At 43.2% G+C, this 17828-nt stretch carries 14 protein-coding genes; 12 read left to right on the top strand and 2 right to left on the bottom strand.

Annotation, left to right across the window (positions count from 1 at the left end; all coding sequences use genetic code 11):
* Nucleotides 1-27: 27 nt before the first annotated feature.
* Nucleotides 28-2193, top strand: coding sequence for a penicillin-binding protein (locus GKZ87_07435; protein QSI25329.1), 2166 nt, complete (start codon nucleotides 28-30; stop codon nucleotides 2191-2193).
* 562 nt (nucleotides 2194-2755) lie between these two features.
* Here GKZ87_07435 and GKZ87_07440 read toward each other — a convergent pair.
* Nucleotides 2756-3640, bottom strand: coding sequence for a MerR family transcriptional regulator (locus tag GKZ87_07440; protein ID QSI25330.1), 885 nt, complete (start codon nucleotides 3638-3640; stop codon nucleotides 2756-2758).
* A 452-nt stretch (nucleotides 3641-4092) separates the two neighbouring features.
* On the opposite strand from GKZ87_07440, the gene GKZ87_07445 reads away from it, so the two are divergent.
* The 11 genes from GKZ87_07445 (at nucleotide 4093) to GKZ87_07495 (ending at nucleotide 16450) form a co-directional block, all read left to right on the top strand.
* On the top strand, nucleotides 4093-6012 hold the full coding sequence (locus GKZ87_07445; GenBank protein ID QSI25331.1) for a stage V sporulation protein D: 1920 nt from the start codon (nucleotides 4093-4095) through the stop codon (nucleotides 6010-6012).
* Nucleotides 5960-7420, top strand: a complete 1461-nt coding sequence (locus tag GKZ87_07450) for a UDP-N-acetylmuramoyl-L-alanyl-D-glutamate--2,6-diaminopimelate ligase (GenBank protein QSI25332.1) — start codon at nucleotides 5960-5962, stop codon at nucleotides 7418-7420. The genes GKZ87_07445 and GKZ87_07450 overlap by 53 nt, the downstream gene beginning before the upstream one ends.
* A complete protein-coding gene (locus tag GKZ87_07455) occupies nucleotides 7411-8373 on the top strand; it encodes a phospho-N-acetylmuramoyl-pentapeptide-transferase (GenBank protein QSI25333.1) in 963 nt (320 codons plus the stop codon). Before GKZ87_07450 ends, GKZ87_07455 begins: the two co-directional genes overlap by 10 nt.
* A 1-nt stretch (nucleotide 8374) precedes the next feature.
* A complete protein-coding gene (locus GKZ87_07460) occupies nucleotides 8375-9688 on the top strand; it encodes a UDP-N-acetylmuramoyl-L-alanine--D-glutamate ligase (protein ID QSI25334.1) in 1314 nt (437 codons plus the stop codon).
* Nucleotides 9689-9842: 154 nt separating this feature from the next.
* Nucleotides 9843-10715, top strand: a complete 873-nt coding sequence (locus tag GKZ87_07465; protein ID QSI25335.1) for an undecaprenyl-diphosphate phosphatase — start codon at nucleotides 9843-9845, stop codon at nucleotides 10713-10715.
* Between the two features lie 291 nt (nucleotides 10716-11006).
* A complete protein-coding gene (locus tag GKZ87_07470; GenBank protein ID QSI25336.1) occupies nucleotides 11007-11867 on the top strand; it encodes a tyrosine-type recombinase/integrase in 861 nt (286 codons plus the stop codon).
* 462 nt (nucleotides 11868-12329) lie between these two features.
* Nucleotides 12330-13139 carry a regulator gene (locus GKZ87_07475; protein QSI25337.1) on the top strand — a complete coding sequence of 270 codons (810 nt, stop codon included), beginning with the start codon at nucleotides 12330-12332 and terminating at the stop codon, nucleotides 13137-13139.
* 14 nt (nucleotides 13140-13153) lie between these two features.
* A complete protein-coding gene (locus tag GKZ87_07480) occupies nucleotides 13154-13345 on the top strand; it encodes a hypothetical protein (protein QSI25338.1) in 192 nt (63 codons plus the stop codon).
* Nucleotides 13342-15066, top strand: coding sequence for an EAL domain-containing protein (locus tag GKZ87_07485; protein ID QSI25339.1), 1725 nt, complete (start codon nucleotides 13342-13344; stop codon nucleotides 15064-15066). The genes GKZ87_07480 and GKZ87_07485 overlap by 4 nt, the downstream gene beginning before the upstream one ends.
* 22 nt (nucleotides 15067-15088) lie before the next feature.
* Nucleotides 15089-15721, top strand: coding sequence for a signal peptidase I (locus tag GKZ87_07490; GenBank protein ID QSI25340.1), 633 nt, complete (start codon nucleotides 15089-15091; stop codon nucleotides 15719-15721).
* A gap of 93 nt (nucleotides 15722-15814) precedes the next feature.
* Nucleotides 15815-16450 carry a hypothetical protein gene (locus tag GKZ87_07495; protein QSI25341.1) on the top strand — a complete coding sequence of 212 codons (636 nt, stop codon included), beginning with the start codon at nucleotides 15815-15817 and terminating at the stop codon, nucleotides 16448-16450.
* A gap of 791 nt (nucleotides 16451-17241) precedes the next feature.
* On the opposite strand, the gene GKZ87_07500 is transcribed toward GKZ87_07495, so the two are convergent.
* The gene (locus GKZ87_07500; protein ID QSI27909.1) at nucleotides 17242-17709 is read right to left on the bottom strand and encodes a hypothetical protein; all 468 of its coding nucleotides are present in this window, start codon (nucleotides 17707-17709) and stop codon (nucleotides 17242-17244) included.
* Nucleotides 17710-17828: the final 119 nt, after the last annotated feature.

Raw genomic sequence — 17828 nt, forward strand, 5'->3', positions numbered from 1 at the left:
ATTTCCTGTAGGAAGGGGGCTGCATATATGAAGCGCAGTAATCGGAATCTGATGATACTGCTGCTGGTGATGAGCTGTATCAGTGTACTGATAATTTCCAATGTACTGTATACAATGACCTCCGCAAAGCATTTTCGCACCGGTATGAATGTGAAGGAATACAAGGACGGCGATATTGTCCATACAGAGGTTTTGAAGGCGCGCCGGGGAAGCATACTCGATCGCAGCGGTGAAATATTAGCTAAGGATGAGGATACCTATACACTCATTGCAATTCTTAGTAAAACCAGAAAGGGAATTGGGAATACACCGGCGTATGTACAGGATATCAACAAGACCGCCAGGCTTCTTGCCCCAAAGCTGAACGTAAAGGAGACCTTTATACGGGATAATTTGACACAGGCACGGGATGCCAACCGCTATCAGACAGAATTCGGTGAACAGGGAAAATACCTTTCCAGCGGTGTAAAGGAAAGTATTGAGGCATTAAAGCTTCCCGGTATCGTGTTTCAAAGCAGTGTAAAAAGGACTTATCCCAACAGTGTTTTTGCATCCCATCTGCTTGGCTTTGCCCAGTATGATGAAAAGAAGGGGAAAATCAGCGGACAGATTGGATTGGAGGCAGCACTGGATGAGCAGCTGAACGGAACAGATGGCAGTAAGGAATACCAGAAGGATGCGGATGGCAATGCGCTTCCCGGTACGGAATATACAAAGGCTTATGCAAAGAACGGGGATAATGTGGTACTGACGCTGGATCGCAATGTCCAGCAAACATTGCAGAGCTCGCTGGATAAAAGTGTCAAAAAAACATATGGCGGTGTGCGTGGCTGGGGAATCGTCATGGAAGTGAAAACCGGAAAGATTTTAGGCTGGGCGTCCTCTCCTTCCTTTGATCTGAACAGCCGCGATGATATAAAAAGCTTTCAGGATTTACCTGCGGATTTTTTATACGAGCCGGGTTCTGTTATGAAGGGAATCACTTATGCAGCTGCTGTGGACAGCGGGCATTATCCATATAACAAGACATTTAATTCAGGTATTTTTCATTTTCTTGAGGATGCGAAGGGAAATATTATTCGTACAAGCAGCGGGAATTTATACATACAGGATGCACAGGGAAGTGATCATGGAACTATCAGCTTTGATAAAGGCTTTGTACTTTCCAGTAATATTGGAATCTGTGAGCTGCTGGCAAGCTATATGAAGCCTGATATTTATAAGGACTATTTACAGAAATTCGGTTTTCTGAAATCTGTAGACACGCCGTATCTGTCCAATGAGCCGGGGGAAATGCAGTTTACCTATGCTTCAGAAAAGCTGTCTACTGGGTTTGGTCAGTCTATCAATGTGAACGCTTTACAAATGGTGCAGGCATTCTCTGCGATATTCAATGACGGCAACATGATGCGTCCGTATCTGGTGGATCGTATCGAGCATGCCAATGGTACAATTTCGAAGCAGTATGAGCCAAAGGTTGTGGGGCAGCCGATTACAGAGAAAACAAGCGCCTATATTCAGAAGCTGATGAAACGAGTTGTCGATGATAAGGATGGTACTGCGAGAATGTATCGAATGAAGGATGTTGATATTATAGCGAAAACGGGTACCGGACAGGTTTACGGTAAGCACGGCTATGATGGCAGCCTGTATACAAATTCGGTCATGATGGCTGCACCTGCAAAGGATCCAAAGGTGATGGTGTATTACGCATTTCAGGCAAGTGATTATCTGAATTATGATAGAGAACCGATGAAGGAGGTTATGCGTTCCGCATTGGTTGCCGCAAATATTACAGCCGATCAGGAGACGGATACAAAAGAAAAGACTGTTAAGAAATACAAGGTCGCACAAATGCCTGTGTTGAGAAATCATTCCTTGGCATATGCGAAGGAAAAACTAAAGGATACGCATACGGAACAGATTATCATCGGAGATGGCAGCGAGGTTGTCGAGCAATATCCGCAGGAAAAGGAAACCATTATCTCCAATCAGAGAATATTTCTGAAAAGTGATGGCAGCCGTATGACAATGCCGAATATGAAGGACTGGACGAAGAAGGATATTACCGCATTTTGGCAGCTGACGCATATCGCAGTGGAAATGGATGGCACGGGTATGGTTACTTCACAAAATATACAGACAGGAAAAGTCATCAGTAAGGATACGGTTATTAAGGTGAAGATGAAATAAGTTATCTGGGATGTATGAGGAAAGGAATCTTCTTAAAGTATGAAGAACACGAACACTTTTTACAGTAATGTGTATTCCTTCCTTATTATAAAGCAGGAAACGCAGACATGCTTTCATTTTTGAAAAAAAGGAACACCTATTATATGCATGGAAAAGAATCCCTGAGTTATAAGATCAGAACAATAGAAAAAGATAACCGCATATGTGTATTACAAATATTCTGATAGGTTTGAAACCTTAATAGAATACAAAGGTAATCGCTAATTCGCCTGTGTTGGCACTAATACCGTTTTGTGTATCAACATCTATGATGGAAAAAGAAGAAGGAAAGCTCTATGAATGTGAGTTCTCCTTCTTTCTTTATTTTACGGATGCAGTACTTATTAAGGATAAATTTGCGATAGGTCTTAATATTTACCTTTTCATCATTTTTTGCCTTATTTAAGAGGCTGATCCAGAGGAAATATCCGAATAAATGACAAGTGACAATTTTAAGGAAAATTGATTTTTTATTGTATATAAGGTGATAAAATATGCAGGATGCTTTTATTTCCCTTGTTCGTTATTTGTGTGGACTCTTTTCTTTCTCAAAATACGCCTGCAAGGCACAGCCCATAAAGTGGGAGGCACCGTTTCCATAACGCTCATCCATCCTGTGAATCAGCTCCTCGTTATGCAGATAGCTGTCAATCATTATTTCCATTTGATGAACACCCGCATCCATGGCAGGCGCTTCTGCCTCCGGGATGAGATGCTGCAGCTCATATACGATTTGCTGAACCTCTGCACAGGCCGGATCTCTGTCTGTATCCGAAAGCAGCTGCTTCATCAGCTCCTGATTGCGCTTTCCATAATCCTGTTCCTTTATATGGGTGAGCTTATCCAGATTTTCTGTGAAATGCTCCAGGTTGTGCTTCATGGCAGCCGTATATGCTTCCACACTTCCATAATACGCAATGGCTGTTTTGGCGATGTCGGCTTCATGATCGCGAACCCGGGCTATGAGCTCATCAAAGGCAGCGATGCTTCCGTATTCCTGAATAATCTCCTCGGTATGCTCTTTCTCAAATTCCTCCAGCAGCTGTATATAGCTATTTAAACTAAAATCTTGAAATTCCATGCAATTCTCTCCTTTCTCTAACCTGTCCAGCAGCTCCAGCAGCCGGTTCAGTCTGTTTCGCCGCTCGATCAGCAGAGCCTTCTGCTTTTGAAAAGCGGCATTCTGATCGAAGTCCTTCCGCTCCATGATCCTTTTGATTTCCTTTAATGGGAAATCCAGTTCTCTGAATAACAAAATCTGTTGTAGCTTCTTCAATGCGTCGTCATCATAGAGCCGGTAACCAGCATCGGTAAATGCTGTTGGCTTGAATACATCGATCTCATCATAATATTGCAGGGTGCGTACACTGATGCCAGTCAGCTCAGCGACCTCTTTTACTGTTTTCATGGTACCACTTCCTTATCTGTTGAAAAATATCAGAGTGTTAGCCGGCACTGCTCTGTATCTTCCTCTACAGCATACTATATCACGCAGCGTGAGGGTCAATGCTTTTTTTTGAAAATTTGTAATTTTCTTTGCTTATGATGTCTGTTACAGTCCTTAAAAAATGCGGAAAGAAAAAATGTAAGGTATAGAAACCATATGGATATAGTGGCAATTTCTTTTGATAAGGGTTAACCATTACATAGGAGAAAGCAAACTGTGATGCATAGTCGTTTACGATACTCAGAAGTCCTTGCGATGCACTTTAGTAGTCCATAGAACGCATAAAGAAAGAGGAAAAAGCGTGGATTAAAAGTATCGTATTTCTTATATAAAGGAAACAGCGCGATGGGAAGAACGTTGTTTTCATCATAAAAAGGCGGTTTCGCTCATACGATGGACTGAGGTGATCTGGTATGATTCGAGGAAAGGTCAAGACGAGGATATCCACAATATTCCTTTGCTGTATTCTTATTTTCTGCTGTATACTGGGCAAGCTCGGTTATGAACAGATCTTTCATCATACCGATATCATGGAAAAGGCTCTAAGTCTTTGGGAGCGTGATTTTACAGTCGCAGGCTTACGCGGCTCCATTCTGGACAAGAACGGAAATGTTCTGGCACATGATATCCCAAGTACATCCGTTATGGTCGTGCCTGCTCAGATACAGGATCCGGACAAAACAGCCCAGCAGCTTGCGGAGGTTTTGAAGGCGGATAAGAAAAAAATATATTCCACCATAACCAAGCATGTCAGCACACAGAAAATTCAGCCGGAGGGACGTCTGATCAGCGATGACAAGGCACGCAAGCTGGAGGCGATGGATTTGCCAGGTGTCTATCTGGTGCAGGATTCTCTGCGCAACTATCCCAATAATAACTATCTTGCACAGGTTTTGGGCTTTACCGGTATTGATAATCAGGGACTTGCCGGTTTGGAGCTGCAGTATAACGACATTCTGTCTGCGAAAAGTGGTGCGTTGAACATCCCCTTCGACGCCAAGGGGCATAATGTTGACTTATATAAGGAAAGCTATGAGGCACCGGGCCGTGGCATGGATGTACAGCTAACCATTGACTCGAAAATTCAGGATATCGTGGAGCGGGAGCTGAACAATCTGGTAAAGCGCTATAAGCCGAAATCCGCACTGGCACTGGCGATGAATCCCAATACCGGAGAAATTCTTGCCATGGTCAGTAAGCCTGACTTCGATCCAAACCACTATAAGGATTACTCCAGTGATGTTTATAACCGCAATCTTCCTATTTGGAAAAGCTATGAGCCTGGTTCTACCTTTAAATCGGTAACCTTTGCCTCTGCATTGGAGCTGAAGCTGTTTGATATGTTTAAGGATACGTATTATGATCGCGGCTATGAGATGGTCGGCGGTGCGCGTATCAAATCCTGGAAGGCTGGCGGGCATGGGCAGCAGACCTTCCTGCAGGTATTGGAAAACTCCTCCAATCCGGGCTTTGTGGAAATATCCAGACGGATGGGTCTGGATAATGAATATGACTTTGTAAAGAAATTCGGATTTGGAGAGAAAACCGGAATCGATCTTCCTGGGGAAAGCAAGGGAATTATGTTTAAGAAAAGTGCAATGGGAGAACTGGAACAGGCAACCGTGGCATTTGGCCAGGGCTTGAGCGTCACACCGATTCAGCTGGTTACCGCCTTCTCAGCCATTATCAACGGCGGTACCCTATATACTCCCTATATTACAAAAAGCGTCAACGATCCGATTACCCATGATGCAATTCTGGAATACAAGCCGACACCAAAGCGCAAGGTGATCAGTGAGGATACGAGTAAGAAGATGCGCTACGCATTGGAGAGCGTCGTAGCAAACGGCGGAGGAAAGCCGGCGTATACAGAGGGCTATAAGATTGGCGGAAAAACCGGAACGGCACAGATTGCGGAGAACGGTGTCTATTCCACCAGTAACTATATTTTATCCTTTCTAAGCGCAGCACCGATTGACGACCCGCAAATCGTGCTGTATATTGCCGCAGACAGTCCGCAAAATGATGTACTTTACGGCGGAACGGTCATTGCGCCGGTTGCCAAAGCGTGCTATGAGGATATCCTGCCATATCTCGGTGTGAAAAAAGCAGAGGATCAGATTCCGAAAAAGCTGGTATGGCCGGAAACGGAAAATATCAAGGTGCAGGATTTCAGAGGTAAGAAAAAGAAGGATGTTTCGCAGGAGGGGGTTACCTTTACCTTCATCGGCAGTGGTGATACGGTAATGGAACAGATGCCGGAAGCAGGTACCACACTCTCTGCGGAGGGAGGGGAGGTCTGGATCTATCTTGGAAACGACAAGGTTAAATGAGCTGTTCACGCTGCTGCATATCCCCTGTGAGGATACGCGAATTTTACAGGGAATCAGTGATGATACCCGCGATTTAAAAAAAGACTGGCTGTTTGTGTGCCGCCGGGGAAGTGCCTATGATGGTGCCACCTTTCTGCAGGAGGCGTTGGATAAGGGAGCAGTCGTCCTGTGTGATGAGCTGCTTCAACAGGAGCATGTCTACTACACGCCGCATGTAGAGCGCATCCGGCAGGCATTACTTGAGCTGTATTACGGGGATTTGTGTGCAAGGCTGCATGTCATCGGTGTTACGGGCACCAATGGGAAAACGAGTGTTGCCAGCATCATATCCCAGCTGCTTGCCATGGAGGACTGTGCTGTATTACAAATAGGAACCGGCAGTGTCCGCTATCCGGATGAGGTTATTGAAATACACAATACCACCCCTGGCTGCTTTCAGCTGGCAAATTATTTCCGCAGAGCAGTGCAGACAGGCATTACGCATGTTGTTATGGAGGTCAGCTCGCATGCCATCGACCAGAACCGCATCAGCTTTCTGCAATTCGATGATATTGTCTACACGAACATAACACAGGATCACTTGGACTATCATCTGAGCAGAGTGCATTACCGTTATACGAAATTCAAGCTGCGCCGCTATCTGAAGCCACAGGGAACGATTATATACAATAGTGATCTGAGCTATATGCAGGAGCTAGTCAATCTGGCGCAGCATACCTGTATCAGCATCGGTATGCAGGCTGCCCATTTCCCGCTGTCAGAGGTTCAGCTCAGTGCGCATGATCTTTCCTTTCACCTGCAGGGCTATGCCTTTCATGCGAAGCTTCTGGGTATGGTAAACGTATATAATCTGGCTGAGGCTATCGTTGTCGTTCATCGTACCGGCTGTTCCTATGAGCGGCTTGTACAGGATTGTGAGCAGCTGAAGCCGGTCAGCGGGCGTATGGAGGTTATGGAGGTCGGCGGATTTACAATCTGGATCGACTATGCCCATACGGCTGCAGCTGTAAAGGAGCTGCTGCTTTTTGCCAACTCCGTGAAAAAGGGACGCATATTGACGATTCTCGGGTGCGGCGGGGAGCGTGATCGTACAAAGCGGCCTCAAATGGCTGCGATTGCGGCTGCATACAGTGATATCGCCGTCTTTACGAGTGATAATCCAAGGGGGGAAAGTGTGGCAGATATCCTGCAGGATATGAAGTGCGAAAGCTTTTCCAATGCCGTTGTGTTTGAAAATCGCTACTTTGCGATAAAACATACTATTAAAGTAGCACAAAATAGTGATATAATAATAATCGCTGGAAAAGGGAGCGAAGAAACCATTACGGCTTTTGGACGGGAATATCCCTTTTCTGATCGATCCTGCGTAAAGGAACGTCTAGCTAAGGAGGAACTACTTTGGAAATAAAATATCTGCTCGCATTCGGAATCAGCCTGGTGGCAACCCTGGTGGTAATGCCGCTGCTCATTCCGTTTCTACATAAAATTAAATTCGGACAGAGCATCCGTAAGGAAGGACCGCAGAGCCACATGGCGAAAACGGGAACACCGACCATGGGAGGACTCGTTTTTGTGAGCGTGCCAATCCTCGTCATGCTGGTATTGGACTACAAGGCGTTTTTCTCGGGGGAAATGCTGATTTGTGTGCTCGCGTATCTGGGCTATGCCCTCATAGGCTTCATTGATGATTTCCTGATCGTCGTGAAAAAGAACAATGACGGTCTGAAGCCATCTATGAAATTTCTGATGCAGTCCATACTGGCTGTTGTGTTTTATCTGTTTTACCGCTCCATTGCGGAAACGACACTGATCCTTCCGGTCGTTCACATCTCGCTGGAGCTGGGTATTCTGTATTTTGTATTGATTTTCTTTATGTTCACCTGTGAATCTAATGCGGTCAATCTGACAGATGGATTGGATGGTCTGTGTGCAGGAACCTCCATTATTGCCATTGCACCGTTTGTGATTTTCGCTCTGCTTCAGAATAATAAGGATCTGGCGATGCTGCTGCTGGCAGTGTGCGGTTCTCTGTTGGGATATCTGCGCTTCAATGTGCATCCGGCTAAAATCTTTATGGGAGATACCGGCTCTTTAGCAATCGGCGGTTTACTGGCAGCAAGCGCTATGATTTTAAAGCAGGAGCTGCTGCTGATCGTTATTGGCGGTGTCTTTGTCATGGAGCTGCTGTCGGTCGTTATTCAGGTAACCAGCTATAAGGCAACAAAGAAAAGAGTATTTCGTATGGCGCCGCTGCATCATCATTTTGAGCTGGGCGGTATGAAGGAAACACAGGTCGTGCTGATGTTCTGGAGCATCGGTGTCGTGCTTGCGGCCATCGGTTTATGGCTGGGGGTAATGTGATATGAAGGAACAGGTACTTGTAATTGGCGCCGCAAAAAGCGGTGTGGCAGTCGCAAAGCTTTTGCAGCGGCACGGCTATGCTGTGACGATTACGGACATGAATGCAATTCCGGAACAAAAAGAGCTGCAGGCCCTTGGTATCCAAGTATTCGAACAGGGGCATCCGGAGGAACTAAAGCATGAAGGCTATGCCTTTGTCGTAAAAAATCCGGGAATCAAATACACGGTTCCCTTTGTTCGCTACTTTGTGGAGCATAAGGTGAAAATTCTTACAGAGGTGGAAATCGGCTATCGGTATGCGAAAGGGTTTCACTATGGTGCCATCACAGGAACGAATGGTAAAACCACCATCACCACCATGCTGTATGAAATGCTGAAATATAATAAGAAGGCAATCGTAGCCGGTAACATCGGCTGGCCGCTGAGCGAGCTTGCTCTGGAATATGAAGCAGAGGAAAAGGATGTAGCCCTTGAATTGAGCAACTTTCAGCTGCTGGGGATTGAACATTTTGCGCCGAGTGTCAGCGTGGTATGCAACCTCGCACCGGATCATCTGGATTATATGCCGAGTGTGGAATCGTATTATGAAAGCAAGATGCGCATTTATGAGAACTGTACAAAGGATGACTGGTTTCTGCGCAATGTGGATGATGCAACGGTTTTGCAGTATGCACAAAACATTCCGTGTACGGTGATTGATTTTTCTTTAACACGGCAGGATGTTGACCTGTACCGCAAAGACGGGGCAGTGTATTTACGGGATATTCTGCTGTTTGAAGAAAAGAGCTTTCACGTCGTTGGAGATTATAATCTCTCCAATGCCATGATTGCCGCCTGTATGGCCTATAAGCTGGGCGTATCTGTTCGCGATATTCAAAAGGCGATTGCCTCCTTTCAACCAGTGGAGCACCGTCTGGAATATATCGGAGAGAAAAACGGTGTAAAATTTTATAACGACTCGAAGGCAACCAATACGCATGCGGTTACTGCGGCACTGAGCTCCTTTGAAAGCAATATCATTCTGCTTGCCGGAGGACATGACAAAGGCATCAGCTTTGATGATCTCAGGCAGTATGATGCACGCGTCAAGCTGTGTGTGGCCTTTGGGGAAACCGGGCCGCAGTTTCAGGAGATCTTCTCTCATGTTTATGTCGTGGAAACCATGCAGGAAGCCTTAAAGGAAGCAATTGCGAATAGTAAGGAACAAGATATCATACTGCTGTCACCGGCATGCTCCAGCTATGATCAATTTCCAAACTATGAGGTACGTGGTACCCTGTTTAAGGAAATGGTGAAGGAGTGGCTACAGGCATAGGTCTGAAAAAGAAGCTTATGTAAACGCCATCGTTATATATGACTGAAAAAAGCCTTTTTCTTACAGAATTGTTATTGTTTTTTCAAAGAGAAAGGTTGTGCTTTACCTCTGTGTGGTTTACAATGGTAAAGAATGAAAAAAAGGAGATTACACTATGTTTCTATTCGATATGATAAAAGCGGTTCTGCTCGGTATCATTCAGGGAATCACGGAATGGCTTCCTGTCAGCAGCACCGGACATATGATTCTGTTTAACAGCTTTTTTCCGATGAGCTCCTCGCTGGCAAAGCCGGATACTCCGGAATTCGCATTTTGGGGATTGTTTCTGGTAGTTATACAGCTTGGCTCTATTCTGGCAGTCTGTGTACTGTATTTCCATAAGCTGAATCCATTTTCACCGAGAAAATCCATCAGTGAAAAGCGCTCCACCTGGGATTTATGGTTTCATGTATTTGTTGCATCCATTCCAGGTATCATCGGCATATTCCTGAATGACTATGTTGAGAAGTATATGAACAATGCCATTGTCGTAGCCATTGCATTGATTGTATTCGGTATCGGCTTTATCGTGCTGGAAAGCACCAAGCATCATCCAAAATACCGCAAAGTGGGAGAAATCACCTATCAGACGGCCTTTATGATCGGTCTGTTTCAGCTGATTGCTGCTCTGGTTCCCGGAACCTCACGAAGCGGTGCCACTATTTTAGGTGCCTCCATACTGGGCTGTTCCCGTTTTGCGGCTAGTGAATTTTCCTTCTTTATGGCGATTCCAGCTATGGCTGGTGCCAGCGGATTAAAATTTATGAAATACTTCATGCATTATGGATTATCCATGAGTGGAGGAGATATCGCCCTGCTTGTCGTGGCAAGCATCATCGCCTTTGTTGTGTCCATGTTTGCCATTCGCTTCCTGATGAATTACATTCGTAACCATGACTTCAAAATATTTGGATATTACCGTATCGTCGTGGGTGTGGCAGTGCTGATCTGTTACTTCCTTGGCGTATTGAATCTAAGCGCAATCTGATTGTATCGTATATAAGGCAGAGGCTGTTTTCGGCTTCTGTCTTATTTTATACCTTGTTTATATAAGAAAACCCCCGGCTATACTGGTGGATATTTATTGTCCAGCCACTCATTCTTAACAGCCAAGCTATTAAGCTAAATGAATTGATAAAAGTACATGAATTTTTTTACTAATATTCATTGTAGATATCAAGCAAATTTGAATTTCACTATATAAATACCAATTATTACCAGTGATTCTAATATAACAAAATGATATGATTGGATTAAAACATCAAAGGAGCTGGATAGAATGAAAAAGACGGTATTAAATATGAAAATGATAGGGGAATTCAAAACATATTTATATGGGGAAGAAAGAAGTAAAGCAACGATTGAAAAATATATAAGAGATGTCATGCATTTCTATAAATATTTGCCTGAAAATGATAAAGCAATAACAAAAGAGAAACTGGTAGCTTATAAAAATAGTCTGTCTGAAGAATACAAGGTATCAAGTATCAACAGTATGCTTGTCGCACTAAACGGTCTGCTTGATTATTTAAAACTGGGAAATATGAAATTAAAATTACACAAGGTACAGCGTTCTGTTTTTTATGAAGAGGAACGGGAACTGACAAAAGATGAATATAAGCGTCTGCTGGATACGGCATTAAAGAGAGATGATAAACGTTTGTATATGTTACTGCAGACGATATGTGGTACAGGTATCAGAGTATCAGAACATAAATACATAACGGTAGAAGCAGTAAAAGAAGGGAAGGCAGTTGTACGAAATAAAGGGAAGACAAGAACGGTATTTATTCCAAAGAAATTAAAGAGATTGCTTAAAGATTATTGTAAACAGGAAAGCATATTAACAGGTGCTGTCTTTATCACAAAGAGTGGAAGACCAATGGATCGTAGTAATATTTGGAGTGCCATGAAAAAACTATGTCGTGATGCCAGAGTCGATGATAAAAAAGTATTCCCACATAATTTGAGACATCTATTCGCATTGACATTTTATCGTCTACAAAAAGATGTTGTAAGATTGGCGGATATATTGGGACATGCAAGTATCGAGACTACAAGAATATATACTATGATAACAGGTAGAGAATGTCAGAAATCCCTATCAAAAATGGATTTGATAATTCCTTTAACCGTATAATAATACAACATAATGCGTATTATGTTGTAAAATACTTTTATATCGGCTAAAGCCCTTTTAAATCGCCGTTTTTTGTATGTTTCTCTATCAAAAATATAAGTAACAATTTTATTAAAATGAAATTGTAACCGTTTTACATAAAATATCTTACCATTTTGTACCAGTCTCAACAATAGATATTGGTAAACAATAAAATATTTTGGGGAAACCTAATTTTTATCACTTTTTATGTGATATAAATATGATAAAGCTGAAAAAAAGGGCGCAAAAAAGCTATGAAAACGGTATAGTTAAAGAAACATATACTGATTCCTGATGAAGCTTTCTGTCATATAATTATTCAATCGGCATCCATTCGTGATGCCTTTTTTGTGTTTTTCCTATGTATCTTCTATCTGTCTGGATAGGGTCTACAACATAATACGCATTATGTTGTTCAAATCAGAGGGAGATAGAGAGAACATGAAAAAGGAAGAAATCAGTCACTGTATAGAACTGACTAAGGAGATCATGATTCGTCATTATCAAAAGGATGATGACTTTGCAATTGGATATTTACATAGAAGCTGCATCTGGATCGGTTCCTGTGCAGAGGAATTCTATGTTGGTAAACAGACGATAGCCGAAGTCCTCAAAAAGGAATCAAAGGAACTGCCGGATATTGAATTGACCGCCTTTGATTATGTGTGCGCATCCAATGATACGCATGAATGCGTCATTACGGGAAGACACACAGGTCATACGACAAGTACCTCTGGTGAAATCTACAGTGATATGCAGAGGATCACTTTCGTATGGAAGAAGATGAAAGATGAGCTTCTCATCATGCATATCCATGTATCCAATCCAATGATCAATCTGCAGGAGGGTGAGATCTTCCCGCACAAGATTGGTAAATATACAAAGGGGTACTTTGAGATGCTGGTCAATCGTGATATTAAGAAAAATGGGTCTATTACCATTAAGGATCAGAAGAACCGATACCATATCATCAATATCCATGACATCCTGTACTGTGAGGCATTTGATATGAACTGTATCATCCACCTTGCAAAGAACGATGTCTTTGGACGCATCACGCTGCTTGACTTTGAACAGATGCTGAATGAAAAAAACAAGGATATGTTCAAGCGGGTACATAAGAGTTACTTAGTCAATCGCTATCATACGAAGTCTTTAGCACGCTATGAGCTGATGCTGGAACATGAAATCAGAGTACCGGTATCACAGGAGCGCTATAACAATGTAAGGGATTGGCTGAATCAGTGCTAATGGGAGGAAAATCAATGAAAAGAAAGATCGTGGCAAGACTGCCGGATATGTTTACACATGAGCAGTATCGGAGTGCCGGTGTTGCACATCTGGTTAATATGGATCAGGAGATTGAATTTTACTATAGGGGAAAACCAATAACGAAGGAACAGGCAAATGAAATGGTGATAGAGCATTATAAAAGAAAGAACGCTCTGTCAAAATGAACACAATGAGGATGGCAGGAGTGATAGGATGTGGCGACAACAATTTATCGGATCAGATCAGCTGGATAGGTACGGGAGTCAATGAGATATGCAGCAGCAAGAAAGAAGCGGTCATGTTTTTTGAGGAGGAATCCAGAATCTATGACGGATATTTTCTGATAGAGAATGCATGGTTTCATGGCATTGAGATCAGCAGTAATCTGGGGATCGTTATGGTAACACTGACTGCTAAGACCCTGCCGGATGCTTCCTGCGTGATGAAGATGCCTCTGCGATTTTCTGTTGTATGGCACAAGGATAATAATTTGTGGAAGGTCATTCATGTGCATAATTCGATAGCGGATACCGACCTGAAGGAACATAACTATTTCAATATTGAGGCAGCGCAGTCGGCCTATTCACAGATGAATGAAAGACTCAGCAATGCTGTCAATACCGATGCCTTAACAGGAATCAGTAATATGAATGGCTTCATTCGTGATACAGAAAAGATATTCAAGAAATATCCTGATGATTCGTATGCCATCATCAAGTTTGGTATCAAGAACTTCCGCTATATCAATCGGGTTCATGGATATGGCATGGGAGACAAGGTACTGCAGAACATTGCGAAGAATCTGAAAAAGACATGCCGGGAGGGAGAAACATGCGCAAGGATAGAGAAGGACATCTTTGCGATGACCTATCGTTTCTTTACAAAGGATGAAATGTCGTATCGAGAGAATAAGGTACGCATGAAGCTCATTGACAAGCGTATCAGCAAGAAGATCAACATGGACATCTGCTTTGTTGCAGGCATCTATCTGCCGCAGGACATCCGACATGAGCATGTCATCGACATGCTGGACAAGGCACTGATCGCCCAGCAGAGCGTTCCCAAGAACATCACAGGAAGCCGGTCAGTCTATTATGATGATGCAATGATGAATAATATGATCCAGAAGAATGAACTTCTGGAATCGGCAATCCCTGCAATGCAGAACGACGAATATAAATTATACATACAGCCTCAGTTTGATATTCAGACACATCGCATCATCTCGGGAGAGGCGCTGTGCCGATGGCAGAAAGAGGATGGAACACTTATCCCGCCCAATGACTTCATACCGGTATTTGAAGAATATGGTATGATCATCAGTTTCGACTTTCATATGCTGGAACTGCTCTGCCGGCAGATGAGAAAGTGGATGGATGAAGGACTGGAACTGAAGCCGATATCCATCAATCAGTCCCGACTGCACATAGAAAATGAAGCATATCTTGAAGATTTCTGTTCAACAGTGGACAGATATGGCATACCACATGAGGACATTGCCTTTGAACTGACAGAATCAGCGTTCGTAGAACAGCAGGACGAAATGCTGAAGCTGGCATCTAATCTGCATAAGCGTGGATTTCAATTAGCTATTGATGACTTTGGAACAGGGTATGCCTCCCTCAACTTCCTAAGTGTCGTATCAGCAGATATTCTGAAGATAGATAAGTGCCTGCTTGACGGGATTGAAAATAATAAACGTTCCCGTTCGATCATAGAAAAGACAATCGAGCTGGCACATGAGATCGACATGACAGTCATCTGCGAAGGCATAGAAACAGAAGAACAATTAGAATACCTTAGCAGGATCGGCTGTGACATCGGACAGGGCTTTCTGATTGGCAGGCCGATGGAATCCAGGCAGTTTGAAAAGCTGTGGATGCAGGATAAAGTATTATCGAATTAAAGAAAATGAAGGAGAGGAAGAAATGAAAAGAGTCAAGCCATCCAGCGTGATAGGGATCATAGCTTGTATCATATTTATACCGATCATCGTTGTCAATCTTGTGATCATCTTTAATGGATTTCAGGATAATGAAAATATGCCGGGCTTCATGGGCTATCGGCCTGCGATCGTCTTATCAGGTTCCATGGAACCAACCTTTGATGCAGGAGATGTCATCGTCATAGAAAAAGCAGAAGATACAGGGAACCTGCAGAAAGGTGATGTGATTACATATCTGGTATCAGGCAAGGCGACAACGCACAGGATCATCAGCGTAACGGATCATGAAGGAAAGACAGCCTATGTGACAAAGGGAGACTACAACAATGTAGAGGATAGACTGGCAGTGTATCCGGAACAGATACAGGGTATCTATAAGGGATTTCGTATCCCCAATCTAGGGAATATCCTGATGTTCATGCAGAGCACGCAGGGAATGCTGATATGTCTGGGAATCCCATTTGCGCTCTATATCCTGTATGACATCTTTAAGCGAAGAAAAGACAGCAGGAAAGAGAATGAGGCACTGCAGGATCAGCTGAAGGAAAAGGAAAGACTGGAAGCAGAGCTTGCAAAGCTAAAGGCAGAGAAACAGCAGATAGAAGAAACAGAATAGAAGAAATGAAATCGTTGTAATACACATCTGATAGGTTGGCACAGAACATTGGATGATGTTTACATATAAAAGAAAAAATGGAGGAAAGAAGAAATGAAAAGAAAGAAAAGCATAGCCGGACGATTAGGCATGGCAGCTTTTGCGTTGACTCTGATAACGACATGCATTTCCGGTGGAACACTTGCGAAGTATGCCAGTGAGGTAACAGGTACAGGAACTGCGGTTACTGCTAAATGGGTATTCAAGGCAGGAAGTTCAGAAGGTGCAGAAACATTTACAACTTTTAAATTAGGTGAGACAACCAATACCGATACTATTGCAAAAGAAAAAATCGCACCAGGCAGTTCCGGTACTGTTCCACTTTACTATGATCTGAGTGGAACGGAAGTCAAGACGAATCTCAAAATTAGTATCAAGGTAGATGATGTTAGTAAACTACCAACGAATTTCAAAATCACATGTGATGGTGTAACTAAGGGAAAAACAGATTTCACAAACGATACTTATGTAGAGTTTATGACAAAAAATATCACTGTTGACTCAACAACAGGTGTTCTGACTGCAGCAGATGCAAAAGCACAAAAAGATATTACGTGGGCATGGGCATTTGAAACTGGTAGTGATGACTCGACAAAGAAAACTGGAAACACAAATGATACAACAGATGGTAAAGCTGCTGGTACAGTCAATTTTACAGTCAAGGTAGAAGCAACACAGTTAGCAAGCTGATTAAAACAGCATCTTATATCAAATCAAGGCACAAAAACTAAGGAGCAGTGTCCTGTGCCAGCACTGCCCTTTAGCAGAACCCACAGAATACTCTGTGAGCTTTGCTAAGGGAAAAAGAACAGGAGAATGATTATGGATGATAAATTGAAAGATCAAAGTACAACTGAACAGATCAATCAACAGGATGAAGGGAAAAAGCATAAAAAACTGATTCTTTTATTACTGTTGCTTTTACTTTTTTCCAGTGTCGGTGTCAGTCTCATGCTGAATCATCATACAGAGGAGCTTCCTGTTGTCGATACCATAACGATCGATCCTGTCGAGAAGCGTAATATACACGTATCAGGTCAGGTTATGTATTCTGATGGAAGGGTCTATCAGAACGGTCGTGTGCAGCTGCATTCCGAAGTGAAGGAAACAAAGACAGATGAGAATGGATGGTTTCTGTTCAAAGACGTCGCTCCTGCAGAACATACGCTATCGGTACTTGATAAGGATGATAATGTCATAGCAAAAGCACTTATATCTGTGGAACAGAAACAGAAGGGACAGAATTTCAATATCACAAAGAACAAGGACGGGGAATATGTTGTCCATTTATCAACGGCGATTCGCTATCTTGAACTGAAAGTTGAGGTTGATGGAGATAAGCTTCTGCTGATACCGGAAAGCAGCTATGCAGTCACAGATAAAGGAAATGTCTTCACACAGGATGGACAGCTAAAAGTCGATGATGGACAGATCGTGTTGCCATCAGGAACCGTTGTTCTGGAAAACAATAATATCGTGCATTATCCATACATGGTGAAGCCGGACAATACAATTATCAGCATTCCTGAAGATGGCATCAAACTGGAAGATGGAACAGTGATACAGGGGGACGGAACGATCGTATTCCCTAAGGATGATGTAGAAATCAACGATGAAAGAGATGAAGTTACGAATAACGAAGATGGAACTATAAATGAGATACCAAAGGATAAGCCGTCAAATGTGAAGCCGGATGGTGATGTAGAGCCAATCGCGCCTAGTGAACCGGACACACCAACCGATCCCGATAAACCAGTTGATCCAGACAAGCCAGTCGATCCGGATACTCCGGTTGATCCAGATAAGCCAACAGATCCAGATACGCCAGTAGACCCAGACAAGCCAGTCGATCCAGATACTCCGGTTGACCCTGATAAGCCTACTGATCCAGACAAACCAACAGATCCAGATACTCCGTTTGATCCAGATAAGCCTACGGATCCGGACACGCCAGTAGACCCCGATAATCCACTTTCTCCTCCAGAGGGTTATACCGTGAGAGGGAACAATAAGGCAGGCTGGACAAGTCCATGGAATGTGACAACACCGTTAACAGCACTAGACCTTT

This window comes from Erysipelotrichaceae bacterium 66202529 (assembly GCA_017161075.1).
Lineage (GTDB): Bacteria > Bacillota_I > Bacilli_A > Erysipelotrichales > Erysipelotrichaceae > Clostridium_AQ.

Coding starts and splice junctions, on each gene's coding strand:
- GKZ87_07470 (QSI25336.1), top strand. CDS start 11,007: ATGAAAAAGACGGTATTAAATATGAAAATGATAGGGGAATTCAAAACA.
- GKZ87_07495 (QSI25341.1), top strand. CDS start 15,815: ATGAAAAGAAAGAAAAGCATAGCCGGACGATTAGGCATGGCAGCTTTT.
- GKZ87_07445 (QSI25331.1), top strand. CDS start 4,093: ATGATTCGAGGAAAGGTCAAGACGAGGATATCCACAATATTCCTTTGC.
- GKZ87_07480 (QSI25338.1), top strand. CDS start 13,154: ATGAAAAGAAAGATCGTGGCAAGACTGCCGGATATGTTTACACATGAG.
- GKZ87_07460 (QSI25334.1), top strand. CDS start 8,375: ATGAAGGAACAGGTACTTGTAATTGGCGCCGCAAAAAGCGGTGTGGCA.
- GKZ87_07490 (QSI25340.1), top strand. CDS start 15,089: ATGAAAAGAGTCAAGCCATCCAGCGTGATAGGGATCATAGCTTGTATC.
- GKZ87_07465 (QSI25335.1), top strand. CDS start 9,843: ATGTTTCTATTCGATATGATAAAAGCGGTTCTGCTCGGTATCATTCAG.
- GKZ87_07475 (QSI25337.1), top strand. CDS start 12,330: ATGAAAAAGGAAGAAATCAGTCACTGTATAGAACTGACTAAGGAGATC.
- GKZ87_07440 (QSI25330.1), bottom strand. CDS start 3,640: ATGAAAACAGTAAAAGAGGTCGCTGAGCTGACTGGCATCAGTGTACGC.
- GKZ87_07485 (QSI25339.1), top strand. CDS start 13,342: ATGAACACAATGAGGATGGCAGGAGTGATAGGATGTGGCGACAACAAT.
- GKZ87_07435 (QSI25329.1), top strand. CDS start 28: ATGAAGCGCAGTAATCGGAATCTGATGATACTGCTGCTGGTGATGAGC.